The sequence below is a fragment of the Streptomyces sp. NPDC093109 genome (genome assembly GCF_040701725.1).
Classification (GTDB): domain Bacteria; phylum Actinomycetota; class Actinomycetes; order Streptomycetales; family Streptomycetaceae; genus Streptomyces.
Window position 1 is genome coordinate 46,209 of record NZ_JBFBEZ010000037.1, and the last position, 18,679, is coordinate 64,887.

The 18,679-nt window shown below is 73.3% G+C and carries 4 protein-coding genes; all 4 read right to left on the reverse strand.

Annotated features, from left to right (window positions below):
* Window positions 1-146: 146 nt before the first annotated feature.
* Window positions 147-1,235, reverse strand: a complete 1,089-nt coding sequence (locus tag AB0389_RS28985; RefSeq protein WP_366398460.1) for an arylcarboxylate reductase — start codon at window positions 1,233-1,235, stop codon at window positions 147-149.
* The gene (locus AB0389_RS28990; protein ID WP_366398461.1) at window positions 1,229-2,191 is read right to left on the reverse strand and encodes an ACP S-malonyltransferase; all 963 of its coding nucleotides are present in this window, start codon (window positions 2,189-2,191) and stop codon (window positions 1,229-1,231) included. The genes AB0389_RS28985 and AB0389_RS28990 overlap by 7 nt, the downstream gene beginning before the upstream one ends.
* A gap of 160 nt (window positions 2,192-2,351) precedes the next feature.
* Window positions 2,352-8,288, reverse strand: a complete 5,937-nt coding sequence (locus AB0389_RS28995; protein WP_366398462.1) for a type I polyketide synthase — start codon at window positions 8,286-8,288, stop codon at window positions 2,352-2,354.
* A 27-nt stretch (window positions 8,289-8,315) separates the two neighbouring features.
* Window positions 8,316-18,662, reverse strand: coding sequence for an SDR family NAD(P)-dependent oxidoreductase (locus AB0389_RS29000; protein ID WP_366398463.1), 10,347 nt, complete (start codon window positions 18,660-18,662; stop codon window positions 8,316-8,318).
* Between the last annotated feature and the right edge of the window lie 17 nt (window positions 18,663-18,679).

The following is an 18,679-nucleotide window of genomic DNA, read 5'->3' on the forward strand; positions in this document are numbered from 1 at the left end:
GCGGAACGCCTGACGAAACAGACAGGGGCCCGCAGGGCGGCTCCGAGGGGCCCGTTCCCTCACCTCCTGCGCGGTAGGGCTCTTTCCTGCGAGACGGTGTGTGACGAATGCTGTCGCCCGTTTCGGGAGACGCGGGCGACAGCAGTTCAGTACAGCCCCTCGACCGCGGTGCCGGCCGTCTCCAGCGGGCGTACGTTGGCGACACCGTCGGTGGGGAAGCGGTCGCCGGTGTCGTACCGCACCGCCTCGTCCCGCTCCAGCACGTTGGGCAGGAACAGGTCGTTGTGCAGCACGGTCAGCCGGACCCGTCCCGTTGAGCCGTAGGGCACCACGGTCATCGGGTCGGCCTTGTCGACGACCGCCATCGTCACCTGCGGGAAGTTGGGCAGGTACGGCATGACCTCGCCGTCCTGCTCCACCGGCAGGCCGGCCGCGTTGCCGAAGGTGTTGCCGTAACTCAGGCCGCAGATACCGCCGTCCAGCGCCTTGGTGATCTGCCGGTGGACCGAGGGAATCAGGTGGGTACCGCTCAGCCGGACCCCGCGCAGCGCCGCGACCCGCTCGGGGGCCCGTCGGATCAGCGCCACCATCAGCGCCGGGGTGGTGTTGACATAGTCCACTTCCCGGGTCTCCAGCACGTCCAGGATCTGGTCGAGCAGGTGCTCGGTGTAGTCCCGCGCGACGGGCATGCGCGCGGTGCGCAGCAGCCGCTTCACCCAGCGGGGATCCATGTCGATCGCGTACACGACCCCCTGGTGCAGGTCCCCGGCCTCCCAGACGCCGTTGCCGATCAGATGCGGCCCGGTGGGCGTCGCCTGGAGCCAGGTGCGGTACGGCTCGAAGCCCTCGGTCGTGAACGACCAGCGGCGCCACACGCCGCGCTGAACGATCATCTCCGGGGTGCAGAAGACGCGGCACGGCGCGCCCGTGGTGCCGCCCGAGTCCCACACCCGCCCGGTGAGCGGGCGGTCCACGGCCAGCGGGACGAAGTCGCGCGGGTCGCGCGTGCGCAGCAGGTCCAGGTCGAACGGCCCGAACGCGGTCAGTTCCGCGTGGCGCGTGATGTCGCGCGGGTCGAAGGACAGCGTCTTCGCCCGCTCCAGCCAGTAGGGGCTGCCTGTCTCGGGGTCGAAGTGGCGGCGGATCACGCGCCGGGTCCACGCATCCGGGTCCGTGCTCAGCCAGCCGTCGACGAGCTTGTCGCAGTCGGCAGGGGACAGGTCCGCGCTCAGCACGCCGCGAGGCCCGTCTCGGGGTACTCGATGCCGAGCTCGAAGACGTGGGAGACGACCTTCTCGATGTGCTCCGGCTGCTCGACGTGGACCACGGGGAAGGAGATGCGCAGCAGTCCGGCCGGGATCGCCGGGCCGACCACCACACCGAGCTGGACGTCCAGCTCGTGCATGCCCTCGTAGACGTACGGCAGGCTGATCGGGGTGGTGGGATTGCGCTTGAACAGGTCCCGCACGTCGTCGCCCGAGGTCAGCTGCTTACGGTCCAGGCAGGACACCACCGGCAGCTTGGGCGTGCCGAAGCCGATGGCGTCGATGTGCGGCTCGATGAACGTCCGGTACGGGGCGCGCAGCGGGGTGTGCTGGGCGATGCCCCGGCCCGGCATCAGGGTCACCAGCCCCTCGGGCAGCGAGCCCGCCAGAGCGGCCATGGGCTCCTGCAGACCGCCCAGCATGTAGACGCGCAGCGCGCCGTCGGCGGTGTCGCCCATATCGCCGGCGACGTACACGTCCTCGAAGCCTCCGACGAGCGTCTCGACGCTCTGCCCTGCCGGGACGGCCGCGATGGCGAGGACGTGCGCCGGGTCCGAGGGGTCCGGGTCGGGGCAGAGGCGGGTGTTGCGGAGCAGCCCGAACAGCTCCTGGCGGGTGAGGGCGCCGGCCAGGCAGCTGCTGGTCATGGCGCCCAGGCTCAGGCCGCCCAGCACGGAGGGGTGCACACCCTGCTCGGCGAGGATGTCGTGCACGGACAGGGCGAGCGCGGTCTCCCGGATGGAGCCGACGCTCTGCCGCTCCTCCTGGGCCTCCGGCAGGTCCTCCTCCAGGATCTGGCCGACGCTCAGGCCGGTCCAGTCGGCTATCCGCTCGTACAGCCGCCGCATCACGGGGAACGCGCGGTGCAGCTCGATGCCGTGCGGCTCGGTGCCGACGCCTCCGCCCAGTAAGTAACCCAGCGCCATGGAAACCTCCATACGTCATGTGCCGGACACGGCCGTCCGGCCGTCCGCAAACAATGCCGTCCGAAAGCAAAAGGGGGAACAGGGCCTCTGCGGCGCCGGGGTGGCATCGAGGGTGGATCACGGTGCGTGGGGCCCGCCCGGCCCGGCGGGCCCCACGACGTCAGAGGGTGGCCAGCCAGTCCTTGATGACCCGCGTGGTCGTCTCCAGGTGGTCCTCCATGACGGTGAAGTGGTCGCCGGGCACGTCCAGCACCTTGGTGGCGGGCCACACCGCGCGCCACTCCTCGCTCGCCGGGTCGTCCGTCATGCCCTCCAGGGGAACGGTGGCCCGCAGCAGCAGCGTGGGCGTGTCCACCGCCCGCGGCTCCCAGAACTCGTACATCCCGCAGTACCAGCCCATGGCGGTGAGGCGGGTGCCGTCCAGGCTGACGAAGCGCTCCTCGCGTTCGAACATGCCCTTGAGGAGCTGGTCCTGGACCCGGTTGATGTGCGGGCTGGTCATCGGGTAGCCGTCGATGACCACCACACCGGCCGGGGCGACACCGCGCCGGCTCATCCACTCGCCGGTCGCATGTGCGAGCACGCCTCCGGAGGAGGAGCCAAGCAGGACGAACGGGTCGTCGCCGATCAGTTCGCTGATCATTTCACCGTACACATCGGCCAGCGCCTCCGCGTCCGCGGCCAGCGGCTCGTCGTTCTGGAAGCCGGGCACGTCCAGCGCCGCTACGTCGTACTCCTCGCCGAAGAACGAGGCGAACCGGACGAACTGGTGGGCGCCGCCCAGGGCAACGAAGGCGGAGAGGCAGATGATCCTCGGCCGCTTGGCGCCGGTGGTCAGCCGCAGCGGACCGGGGATGCCCTCGCGGCCCTCTTCCACGGTGAACATGGGCCGCAGCTGGGCGGCCTGGTGCAGTATCTTCACACCGGTCTTCAGCCGGCCCCGCTCCGCGGCGTACCGGAACAGCTCACCGGCGGCGTCCAGCGGGCCGGCGCGGCGGGCGGAGACCGGCGGCACCGAGGGCGCGGCGAGCAGCTCGGCGTGCAGGAACCGCGCCAGCTCCCGGGGGGTGGAGCAGTCGAAGGCGACGGTGGGGCGCAGCCGCAGCCCGGTGCTCGCGGTCAGCCGGTTGCGCAGCTCGACGGCGGTGAGCGAGTCCAGGCCCAGGGCGAGGAAGGCGGCGCTCCCGTCGATGTCGTCGGCCGAGGCATGGCCGAGGACGGTGGCGAGTTGGCCGCGCACGATCTCGCCGAGCAGGGCCTCGCCCGCACCTTCGTCCAGACCGGCGAGGCTGCCGCGCAGTTCGTCGGCGCCCCGCCGTTCGGGCGCCGCGCCGGAGCGCCGGACCGGGGCCCGCACGAGGTCCCTGAGCAGGGGCGGGGTGTCCTCGGGTGCGGCCTTGAGCACGGCGGCCGCGAGGGTCGCCGGGACCAGCGCGGGCGCGTCCGTGCCCCGCGCGAGGTCCATGATCGCCAGACCTTGCCCGGTGTCGAACGGCACCACTCCCCCGCGCCAGATCCGCGCCACATCGGCCTCGTCCAGGTTCTGGGTGAGGCCACTGCTGTGCTCCCACAGGCCCCAGGCGAGGGACTGGGCAGGCAAGCCCTGGGCGCGCCGGTGGTGCGCCAGGGCGTCGAGGAAGGCGTTGGCCGCCGCGTAGTTTCCCTGGCCGGGGGCGCCCAGGACGCCGGCGACCGAGGAGAACAGGACGAACTCGCGGAGCCCGAGGCCGCGCGTCAGCTCGTGCAGGTTGAGCGCCGCGTCGACCTTGGGCCGTAGTGCGGTGTCGATCTGCTCGGGGGTGAGCGAGGCAAGGGTGCCGTCGGAGAGCACGGCCGCGGTGTGCACGACCGCGGTCAGCGGCGCGTGTTCCGGTACGGATGCCAGCAGCGCGGCCAGGGCGTCCCGGTCGGCCATGTCGCAGGCGGCGCCGACAATCTCGGCTCCGAGGTCCGCGCCCAGCCGCTGGATCTCCTCGGGTCGCGGGCCGCCCCGGCTTGCCAGGACGATCCGGCGGACGCCGTGCTCGGTGGCGAGGTGGCGCACCACCAGGCCGGCCAGGCCGTCAACGCTGCCGGTGACCAGGACGGTGCCGTCCCGGTCGGGTTCCCGCACGGTGCTTGCGCGGGCGGACCGGTGCAGCCGGGGTACACGCAGTTCGCCGCCGCGCAGCGCCAGTTGGGGTTCGTCGCAGGAGAGCGCGGCGTCCAGCAGGTGCTCGCTCTCCTCGTCGGTGTCGACGACGACGAAGGTACCGGGGTTCTCCGACTGGGCTGACCTGAGCAGTCCCCACACCGGGGAGCCGGCCAGGTCGGTGACGTCCTCGTCGGGCGCGGTGGCGATGGCGCCACGGGTGACGACGACCAGGCGGGCGCCGTCGGGGTGGTCGGCGGCCAGCCACTCCTGGAGCCGGGTGAGTATCCGACGGGTGGTCTCGTGGGCCGCGGCCGCGGTCGGCTCTCCCGGATCGACGCGGACCACGGTGTCGGTGCGCTCCACGGCCCGCGGCAGCGGGCGGGTCGACCAGGCCACCTGGTACAGCGAGTCGTGGCGGGCCAGGCCGGTGAGACGGCGCAGGGCGAGGGAGTCCACCGTGATCACGGGCCGGCCGTCGCGGTCGGCCGCGCGCACGGACACCTCGTTCTCGCCGCGCACCGTGGTCTCGACCCGCAGGTCGCCGCCGGGCTCGCCGTGCAGGGTGACACCGCCGAAGGAGAAGGGCAGGACGGGCCCGCCCTCGTCACCGTCGCGGGTCAGGCCGACCGTCTGCAGCGCCGCGTCGAGGAGCGCCGGATGGACGCCGAACCGCCGTAGCCCGGAACGCTGCTGCTCGGGCAGGGCCACCTCGGCGTAGATCCGGCCGTCCAGGCGCCAGGCGGCGGTCATCCCCCGGAATGCGGGGCCGTACTCGATGCCGCCCTCGGCGAAGGTGCCGTAGAGGTCGTCGATGTCCACCGGTTCGGCGCCGGCCGGCGGCCATGGAGTGCCGTCCGGCTCTACGGGCGCGTCCCCGGCGGGCGCGAGCCATCCTGTGGTGTGCCGGGTCCAGGCTCCCTCGCCGGACGTGGAGTGAACGGCGAACGGACGCCGCCCCGCCATGTCGGGACCCTCCACGGACAGCTGGACGGTGAGCGGCGCGGCCGGGTCGAGCACGAGCGGGGTCTGCACCGTCAGCTCTTCCAGCAGGCCGCAGCCGAGGTCCCGGCCCGCGTGCAGCACGGTCTCGACCAGGGCCGCGCCGGGCAGCACCACGGTGCCGCCGACGGCGTGGTCGGCCAGCCACGGGTGGGTGCGCAGCGAGAGGCGGCCGGTGTGCAGCAGGGTGCCGCTGTCGGCGACGGGCTGCGGCCGGCCGATCAGCGGGTGGCCGTCGGCCGCACCGCCGAGGTGCTCGATGGCCGGGTCCAGCCAGTACCGCTTGTGCTGGAAGGCGTAGGTGGGCAGTTCGACCCGCCTGGCGGTGGGCAGGGCCGCGCTCCAGTCGACGGGCACGCCGGCCACGTGGAGTCCGGCGAGGGAGAGCAGGAACCGGTCCCAGCCGCCGTCGTTCCGCCGCAGCGTGCCGGTCACGGTCACGGTCCCGGTGGCCGTCTCCTCGATCGCCGAGGTCAGCACCGGGTGCGGGCTGACCTCGACGAACACGTCGTGGCCCGCGGCGCCCATCGCGCGGACGGTGGTCTCCAGCTCCACGGTCTGCCGCAGGTTGCGGTACCAGTACTCGGCGTCCAGGGCCGCGGTGTCCAGCAGACCGCCGGTCACCGTGGAGTAGAAGGGGATCCCGGCGCTGCGCGGGGCCAGGCCCGCGAGGGTGGTGAGCAGCTCCTCACGGATCTCCTCCACGTGGGCCGAGTGCGAGGCGTAGTCCACCGGCACCCGCTTGGCCCGCTCCACGGAGGCCAGGACGGTCTCCAGACCGGCCGGATCACCCGAAACCACGACGGAGGAAGGGCCGTTCACCGCGGCAACGGACACACCCTCCGGCAGCAGCGACCGCACCTCGTCCACCGGCAACGGCACCGACACCATCCCACCACGACCCGCCAACGCCGTAATCGCCCTGCTCCGCAACACCACCACCCGCGCACCGTCCTCCAACGACAACGCACCCGCCACCACGGCGGCGGCGATCTCGCCCTGGGAGTGGCCGACAACGGCGTCCGGTGTGACCCCGGCGGCCTGCCACAGCGCCGCGAGGGAGACCATCACGGCGAACAGCACCGGCTGGACCACATCCACCCGGTCGAAGTCACCCGAGCGCAGCACGTCCTCCAACGACCAGTCCACGTGCGGGGCAAGCACCTCGGCGCACTCGTCGATCCGGGCGGCGAAGACAGGCGAGGACTCCAGCAACTCCACCGCCATACCCGCCCACTGCGAACCCTGACCGGGGAAGACGAAGACCTTCTTCCCGGCCGGGGCGGTGGTGCCGCAGACGGTGCGGTCGGAGAACTCGCCGCGGGACAGCAGCTTCAGCTCGCGGCCGAGGGCGTCGTGGTCGGCGCCGACGAGGACCGCTCGGTGCGGCAGCGCGGCCCTGCCGGTCGCGGTCGAGAACGCGATGTCGGCCGGCGCGAGGCCGGGCCGTGCCGCTAAGTGGGTCCGGAGCCGGTCGGCCTGGTCGCGCAGGGCGTCGGCCGTCCGCGCGGACAGCAGCCAGGGAACCGCCGTGCCGGGCGCCGGCGCCGCCGGGGCGGGCTCTTCGTCAGCCTCGGGGGCTTGTTCGAGGACAAGGTGGGAGTTGGTACCGCTCACCCCGAAGGAGGAGACGCCGGCGCGCCGGGGGTGCCCGTACTCGGGCCAGTCGACGGCCTCGGTGAGCAGCCGGACGTCACCCTCCGACCAGTCGATGTGCGTCGACGGCCGGGTGATGTGCAGGGTGCCGGGCAGCACGCCGTGCCGCATCGCCAGCACCATCTTGATCACACCGGCCACACCGGCCGCCGCCTGCGCGTGGCCGATGTTGGACTTCAGCGAGCCCAGCCACAGCGGCCGGTCCGCCTCGCGGTCCTGGCCGTAGGTGGCCAGCAGGGCCTGCGCCTCGATCGGATCGCCCAGCGTCGTACCCGTACCGTGCGCCTCCACCACGTCCACCTCGGACGGCTTCAGCCCGGCGGCGGCCAGCGCCTGCCGGATCACCCGCTGCTGCGAGGGGCCGTTCGGCGCCGACAGGCCGTTGGACGCGCCGTCCTGGTTCACCGCACTGCCGCGGATCACCGCGAGCACCGGATGACCGTTACGCCGCGCGTCCGACAGCCGCTCCAGCAGCACCGTGCCGACGCCCTCGCCGAAACCGGCTCCGTCGGCGCCCTCGGAGAAGGACTTGCAGCGGCCGTCGGCGGCGACGCCGCCCTGCTGGCTCAGCCCCACGAACAGGCCGGGGCCCGCCAGTACGGTCGCGCCGCCGGCCAGGGCCAGCGTGCTCTCCCCCGCGCGCAGGGACTGCGCGGCGAGGTGAATCGCCACCAGGGAGGAGGAGCAGGCGGTGTCGACGGTGACGGACGGCCCCTCCAGGCCGAAGGCGTACGAGATCCGGCCGGAGCCCACACTGGACTGGGTGCCCATGCCGAGGAACGCCTCGACACCGTCCGGGACATGGTGCAGGGGGCCGCCGTAGCCGGTGCCCATCAGGCCGACGAAGACACCGGTCCTGCTGCCGCGCAGGGTGCCCGGGTCGATGCCCGCCCCTTCGAGGGTCTCCCAGGTGGTCTCCAGGAGCAGCCGCTGCTGCGGGTCCATCGCGAGCGCCTCGCGCGGCGAGATCCCGAAGAAGCCCGGGTCGAAGGCGCCGGCGCCGGTGAGGAAGCCGCCCTCGCCGGTGCGGGACGTCGGCGAGCCGGGTCCGCCGCCCTCACCGAACAGAGCACCGGTGTCCCAGCCGCGGTCCTCGGGGAACGGGGAGATGGCGTCCCTCGCCTCGCTCACCAGGGTCCACAGATCGTCGGGCGAGGCGACCCCGCCGGGGTAGCGGCAGCCCATGGCCACCACGGCGATCGGCTCGTCGGTCCGCTGCGACAGGCGCTGGTTGGCCTGCCTGAGGCGTTCGTTGTCCACCAGTGCGCTGCGCAGGGCGGCGATCACCTGGTCCTGAGGGGCAGTCATCATGGGCTCCACACGCGTCGATCCGGGTCAGAATTCGTCATTACCGAGGGCACTTGCCCAACGCACAAGATCATCTACATCCATGCTCCGGATGTGGTCGATCCGGTCGGCGGTCGTCCGCTGCCGCTCCTCCTCCGCCAGCCTCAGGATCACGTCGAGCACTCCGGCCGCGCGCAGTTGCTCCACGGAGACGGCCGCCAGGGCCTCGCGCACCTCGGACTCGTCCGCCTCCCAGGCCGGCTCCGGACCGGCGGCGGCCGCTGCCGCCGGAGCCAGTCCCAGCTTGTCGCAGAGGTAGCCGGCCAGCCCCGAGGCGGTCGGGTAGTCGAACACCAGGGTCGGCGTCAGCCGGGTGCCGACGGCGGCGGAGAGCCGGTTGCGCAGTTCGACGGCCATCAGCGAGTCGAAGCCGAGGCTCACGAACGTCACGTCCGGGTCCACGGCGGCGGGCCCGTCGTAGGCGACGACCGCGGCCACGGTCGACCGCACCAGGCCCAGCAGGCTGTCCCGCCGCCCCTCCTCCGGCAGCCCCTCCAGGCTCTGCCGGAACGTCGTCGCGTCCGCCGTTGCCTCGGCCACGGCCGGGGTCCGCCGCACGGCGGGCCGCACCAGGTGGCGCAGCAGCGGCGGGACTTGCCCGCCGCGGGGCGACAGGTCCAGGTGGATCGGTACCAGTACGGCGTCGTCCATGGCGGATGCGGCGTCGAACAGCGCGAGACCGTCGGCCGAGCCGATGGGCCGTACACCGCCGCTGGTCAGCTTGGCCACCTCGCGGTCGCCGAGCCCGCCGGTCATGGCACTGCGCTGCTCCCAGAAACCCCATCCCAACGACTGGGCCGGCAGCCCGTCCGCGCGCCGGCGCTCGGCCAGCGCGTCGAGGAAGGCGTTGGCCGCGGCGTAGTTGGCCTGGCCGGCCGCGCCGAAGGTCGCCGACGCCGAGGAGAACAGCACAAAAGCGGAGAGCCGCAGATCGCGCGTCAGCTCGTCGAGCAGCAGCGCCGCGTCGGCCTTGGGCCGCAGTACGCGGTCCAGCTGTTCCGGCGTCAGCGACATGACCGGGCCGTCGTCGAGCACGCCGGCCGCGTGCACGACCCCGGTCAGCGGCCGGTCGGCGGGGACACCGGCGATGAGCTCGGCCATCGTGGTCCGGTCGGCGGCGTCGCAGCGGGCGGCCACCACCCGGGCACCCGCCGCCGTCAACTCCGCGACCAGCTCCGGGTCGGGACCGGAGCGGCCGACCAGGACGAGGTCACGCACTCCGTGCCGGTCCACCAGGTGCCGCGCGATCAACCCGCCGAGGACGCCGCCGGCGCCGGTGACGAGCACCGTGCCGTTCGGGTCCCACTTCGGCTCCTCGCCGGTCGGCGCGGCCCGCACCAGACGGGCGACGAGTACCGCACCGCCCCGGACCGCGACCTGGGGTTCGCCGCTGGCGACGGCGGCCGGCAGCCACTGGGTGACGTCGTCGGCCGGGCCGAGGTCCACCAGGACGAACTGGTCGGGGTGCTCGCTCTGCGCCGCCCTGACCAGGCCCCACACCGACGCGTGCACCGCGTCCCGGGTGTCGGGCCCGGCCGCGCCGCGGGTGACGAACACCAGCCGCCGGTCGTCCTCGTGCTCCGCGGCCAGCCACTCCTGGACCCGGGCGAGCGCCCGGTGCGCGACGGCGTGCACGTCGTCGTCGGACCCAGTGAAGTCCGCCACCTCGTACGGCGGTACGGCCGTGCCGTCGGCTGTCGCCGGGTGCCAGTCGACCCGGTAGAGGGACAGCACCCGGGCGGACTCCAGCTGTCCCGCCGCGAGCGGGCGCATCACCAGCGACTCGACCGCGGCGACCGGGGTTCCGGTGGCGTCGGCGACGGTGATCGCGACCTCGTCGGTGCCCGTCGTCGTCAGCCGCACCCGCAGGGTCGTCGCGCCCGACGCGTACAGGCGCGCCCCGCCCCAGCTGAACGGCAGCCGGACGCCGCCGGCCCTGCCCGCGGACGGGCCGGCCTCGACGGCCGCCAGCCACAGCGCGTGCAGCGCCGCGTCCAGGAGCGCCGGGTGCAGGCCGAACCGCCGGGCATGGTCACGCTGCGATTCGGGCAGGGCGACCTCGGCATACACCTCGTCACCGCGGTGCCAGGCTGCCCGGAGCCCCTGGAAGCCGGGCCCGTACTGGTAGCCCTGGTCGGCGAAGCGGGTGTACAGGTCGGTGGTGTCCAGGGGTTCGGCCCCGGCCGGGGGCCACGTTCCGGTCAGGGCGTCCGCCGTCGCACCGCCGGTGGCCAGCGCGCCTGTGGCGTGCCGGGTCCACTCCTGGTCGGCGGGCGCGTCCTCCTCCCGCGTGTACAGGTTGAGCGAGCGCCGCCCGGACGTGTCGGGTGCGCCCACCGACAGCTGGATCGCGAGTCCGCCGCGGTCGGGCAGGACCATCGGTGTTTCCAGGGTCAGTTCCTCGACCGTGGCACAACCCAACCGCTCCCCCGCATACTGCGCCAACTCCAGGAACGCCGTACCCGGCAACAACACCGACCCACTCACCGCATGATCCGCAAGCCACGGATGCGACCGCAACGACAACCGCCCCGTGAACAAATCCCCCTCCGCGTCCGCCAACGCCAACGCCGCACCCAACAGCGGATGCCCCGCACTACGCAGACCCGCAGCACTCACATCACCACTCGCCCCAGACGCCTCCAACCAGAAACGCCGCCGCTGGAAGGGGTACGTCGGCACATCACAGCACGCACGAGCACCACCGAAGAACGGTGCGAAATCCACCACGACACCCCGAACAAACAACTCACCCGCCGACCGCAGGAACCGACGCAGACCACCCTCCCCCCGCCGCAACGTCCCCGCCACCACCACCTCATCCCCAGCAGTCTCCTCAATAGGCACGGTGAGAACCGGGTGAGCACTCACCTCAACAAAGGCCCCGAAACCCGCGTCGGCCAACTGACGCACGGCAGCCTCGAACTCCACCGTCTGCCGCAGATTCCGATACCAGTACCCGGCATCAAGCCCCGTACCGTCCGCCCACTCCACATCCACCGTCGAGAAGAACGGCACCACCACCTCACGCGGCGACACACCCTCCAGCACGTGGAGAATCTCCTCACGGATCCCCTCCACATGGGCCGAGTGCGAGGCGTAATCCACCGGCACCCGCTTCGCCCGCTCCACCGAGACCAGAACCGTCTCCAGACCAGCCGGATCACCCGAAACCACCACAGAGGACGGACCGTTCACCACGGCAACGGACACACCCTCCGGCAGCAGCGACCGCACCTCGTCCACCGGCAACGGCACCGACACCATCCCACCACGACCCGCCAACGCCGTAATCGCCCTGCTCCGCAACACCACCACCCGCGCACCGTCCTCCAGCGAGAGCGCACCCGCCACCACGGCCGCGGCGATCTCACCCTGCGAGTGACCAACGACGGCGTCCGGACGCACGCCCACGGACTCCCACAGGGCCGCGAGGGAGACCATCACGGCGAACAGCACCGGCTGGACCACATCCACCCGGTCGAAGTCACCCGAGCGCAGCACGTCCTCCAACGACCAGTCCACGTACGGGGCAAGCACCTCGGCGCACTCGGCGATCCGGGCGGCGAAGACAGGCGAGGACTCCAACAACTCCACCGCCATACCCACCCACTGCGAACCCTGACCCGGAAAGACGAACACCGTCCTGCCCACACCCGCGGCAACACCCGAAACAACACCCGCCAACGGCACACCATCCACCAACGCCCCCAGCCCCACCGCAAACTCCTCGGCAGAACCACCCACCACCACCGCACGATGCTCAAACACCGAACGACCCACCAACGCCGCACCCACCCCAACACCACCCACACCCACCAACGGCACCAAACCCGCCGCCAACGCACGCACCGCCACCACCGAACGACCCGACACCACCCACGGCACCACACCAGAAGCCACCAACACACCAGCCGGCTCCCCACCCACCAACACCTCGACCGGAGCCTCCTCCAGAATCACGTGGGCGTTCGTACCGCTGAGACCGAACGACGACACACCAGCCCGACGCGGACCGTCCCAGGGCCGTTCCTCCGTCAGCAGGCTGACCTTGCCCGCGGTCCAGTCGACGTGGGTCGACGGCGCGTCCACGCGCAGCGTCCTGGGCAGCACACCGTGCCGCATCGCCTGGACCATCTTGATCACACCGGCCACACCGGCCGCCGCCTGGGTGTGGCCGATGTTGGACTTCAGCGAGCCCAGCCACAGCGGCCGGTCCGCCTCGCGGTCCTGGCCGTAGGTGGCCAGCAGGGCCTGCGCCTCGATCGGATCGCCCAGCGTCGTACCCGTACCGTGCGCCTCCACCGCGTCCACCTCGGACGGCTTCAGGCCCGAGTTGGCCAGTGCCTGCCGGATGACCCGCTGCTGCGAGGGGCCGTTGGGCGCGGAGAGACCGTTGGACGCGCCGTCCTGGTTGATCGCGCTGCCGCGGATCACCGCGAGCACCGGATGACCGTTACGCCGCGCGTCCGACAGCCGCTCCAGCAGGACCACGCCGACGCCCTCGCCGAAGCCGGCGCCGTCGGCGGCGTCCGCGAACGCCTTGCAGCGGCCGTCGGCGGCCAGGCCGCGCTGCCGGCTGAACTCGGTGAACAGGGCGGGCGTGGACATGATGGTGACACCGCCGGCGAGGGCGAGCGAGCATTCGCCCGAGCGCAGCGCCTGGCTCGCCAGGTGCATCGCCACCAGCGACGACGAACACGCCGTGTCGACACTCACCGCGGGCCCTTCGAGACCGAAGGTGTACGCGATACGGCCGGACAGCACGCTGGGCGAGGTACCGGTGCCGAGGAAGCCCTCGATCTCCTCGGGCACCTCGGTGACGCGCGCCGCGTAGTCCTGGTACATCACACCGGCGAAGACACCGGTGGCGCTGCCCTTGAGGTCCTGCGGGCGGATGCCCGCGCGCTCGAACGCCTCCCAGCTGGTCTCCAGTAGGAGCCGCTGCTGCGGGTCCATGGCCAGCGCCTCGCGCGGGCTGATGCCGAAGAAGCCGGGGTCGAAGTCGGCGGCCTCGGCGAGGAAGCCGCCCTCGCGGGCGTACGAGCTGCCGCGGCGGGCGCCCTCGGGGTCGTACAGGCCGTCCAGGTCCCAGCCGCGGTCGCCGGGGAAGGCGGCGATGGCGTCGCCGCCGGAGGCGACCAGGTTCCACAGGTCTTCGGGAGTACGGACGTCCCCGGGGAAGCGGCAGCCGATGGAGACGATCGCGATCGGCTCGTCCACGGCGACGGCCTGGACGACGGTGGTGGCTGTGTCCTGTCCCTCGCCCAGCTCGGCGAGGAGGTGTTCGGCGAGCGCGATCGGAGTCGGGTAGTCGAAGACCAGCGTCGCCGGGAGCTTCAGACCGGTGGCGGCGCCGAGGCGGTTGCGCAGTTGGACCGAGGCGAGCGAGTCGAAGCCGAGGTCGCGGAAGGCCCTGCTGCCGTCGATGACGTCGGCGGAGGCGTGGCCGAGGACCGTGGCGACTCGGGTGCGGACCAGGTCGACGACGGCGCCGAGGCGGTCGGCGGCGGGCAGGGCGGCGAGCCGCGCGGCCGGCGAGGTGGTGTCCTCGGCGGTGTCCCGCACGGCGACGGCCCGGCGGGCCGGGGTGCGGACCAGGCCGCGCAGCAGCGGCGGGACCGGGTCGGCGGAGGCGCGCAGCACCGGCAGGTCCAGGCGCATCAGGACGAGCAGCGGGTCCGGGGCGCACAGCGCCCGGTCGAACAGTTCCAGCCCCTGGTCGATGGTGAGGGGCGGCATGCCCGAGCGGGCGATGCGGCGCAGGTCGGCCTCGTCGAGGTGGCCGGTCATCGCACTGGCCTCCTCCCACAGGGACCAGGCGAGGGACTGGGCGGGCAGTCCTGCCCCGCGGCGGTGCTGGGCCAGCGCGTCGAGGTAGGCGTTGGCGGCGGCGTAGTTGGCCTGGCCGGGGCCGCCGAAGACGCCGGACGCGGAGGAGAACAGGATGAAAGCGGCCAGGTCGAGGTCGCGCGTCAGCTCGTGCAGGTTGACCGCGGCGTCCACCTTGGACCGCAGGACGGTGTCGATACGTTGCGGGGTCTGGGCGGTGACGACGCCGTCGTCGAGCGCGCCGGCGGCGTGGATGACGGCGCGCAGCGGACGGCGCAGCCCGTCGATCACGGCGGCCAGGGCGGTGCGGTCGGCGGCGTCGCAGGCGACGATGTCGGGCTCGGCGCCGAGCCCGGTCAGTTCCGCGTGCAGCTCCGGGGCGTGCCCGGTGCGGCTGAGCAGGACGAGGTGGCGTACGCCGTAGTGGGTGACGAGGTGCCGGGCGAGGTGGGAGCCGAGCATGCCGGTGCCGCCGGTGATCAGTACGGTGCCGTCGAGGGCGGCCGGGGGGCCGTCGGAGCGGGCGCGTTCCAGGCGGGGGGCGAGGAGGCGGGCGCCGCGCACCGCGAGCTGGTCCTCGCCGGTGACGAGCGGCGCCCCGGAGCCCTCGGTGTCGGTGTCCACGAGCACGAAGCGGCCGGGGTGCTCGGACTGGGCGGACCTGACCAGGCCCCAGACGGCGGCGCCCGCCAGGTCGGTGACGTCCTCCTTCGGGGCGGCGGGGACCGCTCCGGTGGTGACGAACGCGAGCTGTCCCTGCTCGTCGTCGGCGAGCCAGCGCTGCACCTCGGCGAGGGCGTGGCGCAGCGCGGCCCGGACGTCGCCGCCGGGCTCGATGCGTACGGTCCCGGCCGGTCCCGCGGCGCCGGGCGCGGCGGTCACCGGCGTCCAGGCAGGGCGGAAGACGGCGTCGGCTCCCGGGGCGCGTACGGCGTCGTCGGCGGGCGGGCGCAGTGCGAGGGACTCCACCGAGGCGACGGGCCGGCCGGTGGGGTCGGCGACGTGCACGGAGACGGCGTCCTGCCCGACGGGGGCGATCCGGACGCGCAGCGCCGTGGCGCCCCGGGCGTGCAGGGACATGCCGTTCCAGGAGAACGGCAGCCGGGCCTCGGCGGCGTCGGCGAGTCCGGTGACGTGCAGTGCCGCGTCGAGCAGGGCGGGGTGCAGGCCGAAGAGGCGGGCCGCGTCCCGCTGGTCGTCGGGGAGGGCGACCTCGGCGAAGAGTTCGTCGCCGCGGCGCCAGGCCCTGCGCAGGCCCTGGAAGGCGGGGCCGTAACCGAAGCCGGCCGCGGCGTAGCGGTCGTACATGTCGGCGGCGTCGAGCGGGGTGGTGTCGCGCGGCGGCCAGACGGTGAGGTCGGCGGCGGGGGCGGCGGGGGTGGTGGACAGGATGCCGCCGGCGTGGCGGGTCCACTCGTCGGTGCCGTCGGGGGCGGCGTGCAGGGTGACGGTGCGGCGGCCTGCCCCGTCGGGGGCGCCTACCGCGAGCTGGATGGCGACGGCGCCGTGCTCCGGCAGTAAGAGAGGGGTTTCCAGCAGGAGTTCCTCGACCCGTTCGCAGCCCACCTGGTCGCCGGCGCGGGCGGCCAGTTCCAGGAACGCCGTCCCGGGCAGCAGGATCGCGCCGCGCACCGTGTGGTCGGCGAGCCAGGGGTGGGTGCGGACGGAGAGGCGCCCGGTGAGCAGGGCGCCCTCGGCGTCCGCGAGCGCGACGACCGCGCCGAGCAGCGGGTGGTCGGCGGAGCCGAGGCCGGCCGCGGTCATGTCGCCCTGCTGGGCGGAGTGGTCCTCCAGCCAGTACGCCTCCCGCTGGAAGGGGTAGGTGGGCAGGTCGATACGGGCGCCGCCGGGGAGCACCGCGGTGAGGTCGACGGGGACGCCGGCCACGTGGAGCTCGGCGAGGGAGAGCAGGAACCGGTCCCAGCCGCCGTCGTTCCGCCGCAGCGTGCCGGTCACGGTCCCGGTGGCCGTCTCCTCGATCGCCGAGGTCAGCACCGGGTGCGGGCTGACCTCGACGAACACGTCGTGGCCCGCGGCGCCCAGCGCGCGGACGGTGGTCTCCAGCTCCACGGTCTGCCGCAGGTTGCGGTACCAGTACTCGGCGTCCAGAGCCGCGGTGTCCAGCAGACCGCCGGTCACCGTGGAGTAGAAGGGGATCCCGGCGCTGCGCGGGGCCAGGCCCGCGAGGGTGGTGAGCAGCTCCTCACGGATCTCCTCCACGTGGGCCGAGTGCGAGGCGTAGTCGACGGGGACGCGGCGGACGCGTACGTCGTCCCAGGTGTCGAGGGCGTCAAGGGCGGCGGTGTCGCCGGCCACCACGACGGACGAGGGGCCGTTGACGGCGGCGACGGACAGGCCGGGTCCGATGCGGCGCACGGCCTCCTCCGCCGGGAGGGCGACGGAGGCCATGCCGCCGCGGCCGGCGAGGGCGTTCAGTGCCTTGCTGCGCAGGGCGACGACGCGCGCGCCGTCCTCCAGCGAGAGCGCGCCGGCCACCACGGCGGCGGCGATCTCGCCCTGGGAGTGGCCGACGACGGCGTCCGGTGTGACCCCGGCGGCCTGCCACAGCGCCGCGAGGGAGACCATCACGGCGAACAGCACCGGCTGGACCACATCCACCCGGTCGAAGTCACCCGAGCGCAGCACGTCCTCCAACGACCAGTCCACGTACGGGGCAAGCACCTCGGCGCACTCGTCGATCCGGGCGGCGAAGACGGGCGAGGACTCCAGCAACTCCACCGCCATACCCGCCCACTGCGAACCCTGACCGGGGAAGACGAAGACCAGGTCGCGGGTGGGGCGGACGGTGCCGCGCACCAGGAAGGGGTGTTCCTCGTCGTTGGCCAGGGCGGTCAGCGCGGCGTCGGCGTCGGCGTCGCCGCCGGTGACCACGACGGCACGGTGTTCCAGCGCGGCCCGGGTGGTGGCCAGGGAGTGGCCGACGTCGAGCGGGTCGGGACCGGTGAGGGCGCGCAGCTGTGCCGCCCGGGTGAGCAGCGCCTGCGGGCTGCGGGCGGAGAGCGTCCAGGGCACGACGGCCGGGGCGGTCACCGCGGCGGTCGCGGCGTCGGCGTCGGTGCCGGCCTCGGGGGCGGGCGCGGCCTCCTCCGGCTCCTCGGGCGCCGGTGCCTGCTCCAGGATGATGTGGCTGTTGGTGCCGCTGACTCCGAAGGAGGAGACGGCGGCGCGGCGGACCCGGTCCACCTCGGGCCACGGCTGGAGTTCTGTGGCCAGCCGGACCGTGCCCGATGCCCAGTCGACCTGGGGCGTGGGCCGGTCCGCGTGCAGTGTGGGTGGCACCTGGCCGTGCCGTATGGCCTGCACCATCTTGATGATGCCGCCGACGCCCGCGGCGGCCTGGGTGTGGCCGATGTTCGACTTCAGCGAGCCGAGGAGCAGTGGCCGCTCGGGGCTGTGCGCACGGCCGTAGGTGGCAAGCAGCGCCTGTGCTTCGATGGGGTCGCCGAGCGGGGTGCCGGTGCCGTGCGCCTCGACGACGTCGACGTCGGCCGGGGTCAGCTTGGCGTTGGTCAGCGCCTTGCGGATGACCCGCTGCTGGGCGGGGCCGTTGGGGGCGGTGAGCCGGGAGCTGGCGCCGTCCTGGTTGACGGCGGTGCCCCGGACCAGGGCGAGCACGGGGTGGCCGTTGCGCCGGGCGTCGGAGAGGCGCTCCAGCAGGAGCATGCCGACGCCCTCGCCCCAGCCGGTGCCGTCGGCGCCCTCGGCGAAGGACTTGCAGCGGCCGTCCGCGGCCAGGCCGCGCTGCCGGCTCATCTCGGTGAACGCGACGGGGGTCGACATCACCATGGCGCCGCCGGCCACGGCGAGCGTGCACTCCTCGGCGCGCAGGGCCTGGGCCGCCAGGTGCAGTGCGACCAGCGACGACGAGCAGGCGGTGTCGACGCTGACCGCGGCGCCCTCGAAGCCGAAGGTGTAGGAGATGCGGCCGGAGGCGACGCTGTCGGAGTTGCCCCCGGCGAGGAAGCCCTCGACCTCCTCGGGCACGTGGCGCAGCCGGGAGCCGTAGTCCTGGTACTGCACGCCGGCGAATACGCCGACCTGGGCGCCGCGCTGGGCCCGCGGGTCGATCCCGGCCCGCTCGAACGCCTCCCAGGTGGTCTCGAGGAACAGCCGCTGCTGCGGGTCCATCGCGAGCGCCTCGTTCGGCGAGATTCCGAAGAACTGCGGCTCGAAGCCGGAGATCTCGTCGAGGAAGCCGCCCTCGCGGGCGTAGCTGCTGTCCGGCCGGTCGCCCTGCGGGTCGTACAGCCGCTCCAGGTCCCAGCCACGGTCGTCCGGAAACGGGGTGACGGCGTCCGTGCCGGCGGCGACCATGCGCCACAGGTCCTCGGGGCTGTTCACGCCGCCCGGGTAGCGGCAGGCCATGCCCACGATGGCGATGGGCTCGGTGTCCTTCGCCTCCAGCTTGGTCAGCCGCTGACGTGTGCGGTGCAGATCGGTCGTGACCCGCTTGAGGTAGGTACGGAGCTTGTCGTCGTTCACTGCTGTCCCTGTCCCTC

Excerpts from the sequence above, each read along its gene's own strand:
- AB0389_RS28995 (WP_366398462.1), bottom strand. The coding sequence starts at position 8,288 with ATGACTGCCCCTCAGGACCAGGTGATCGCCGCCCTGCGCAGCGCACTG.
- AB0389_RS28990 (WP_366398461.1), bottom strand. The coding sequence starts at position 2,191 with ATGGCGCTGGGTTACTTACTGGGCGGAGGCGTCGGCACCGAGCCGCAC.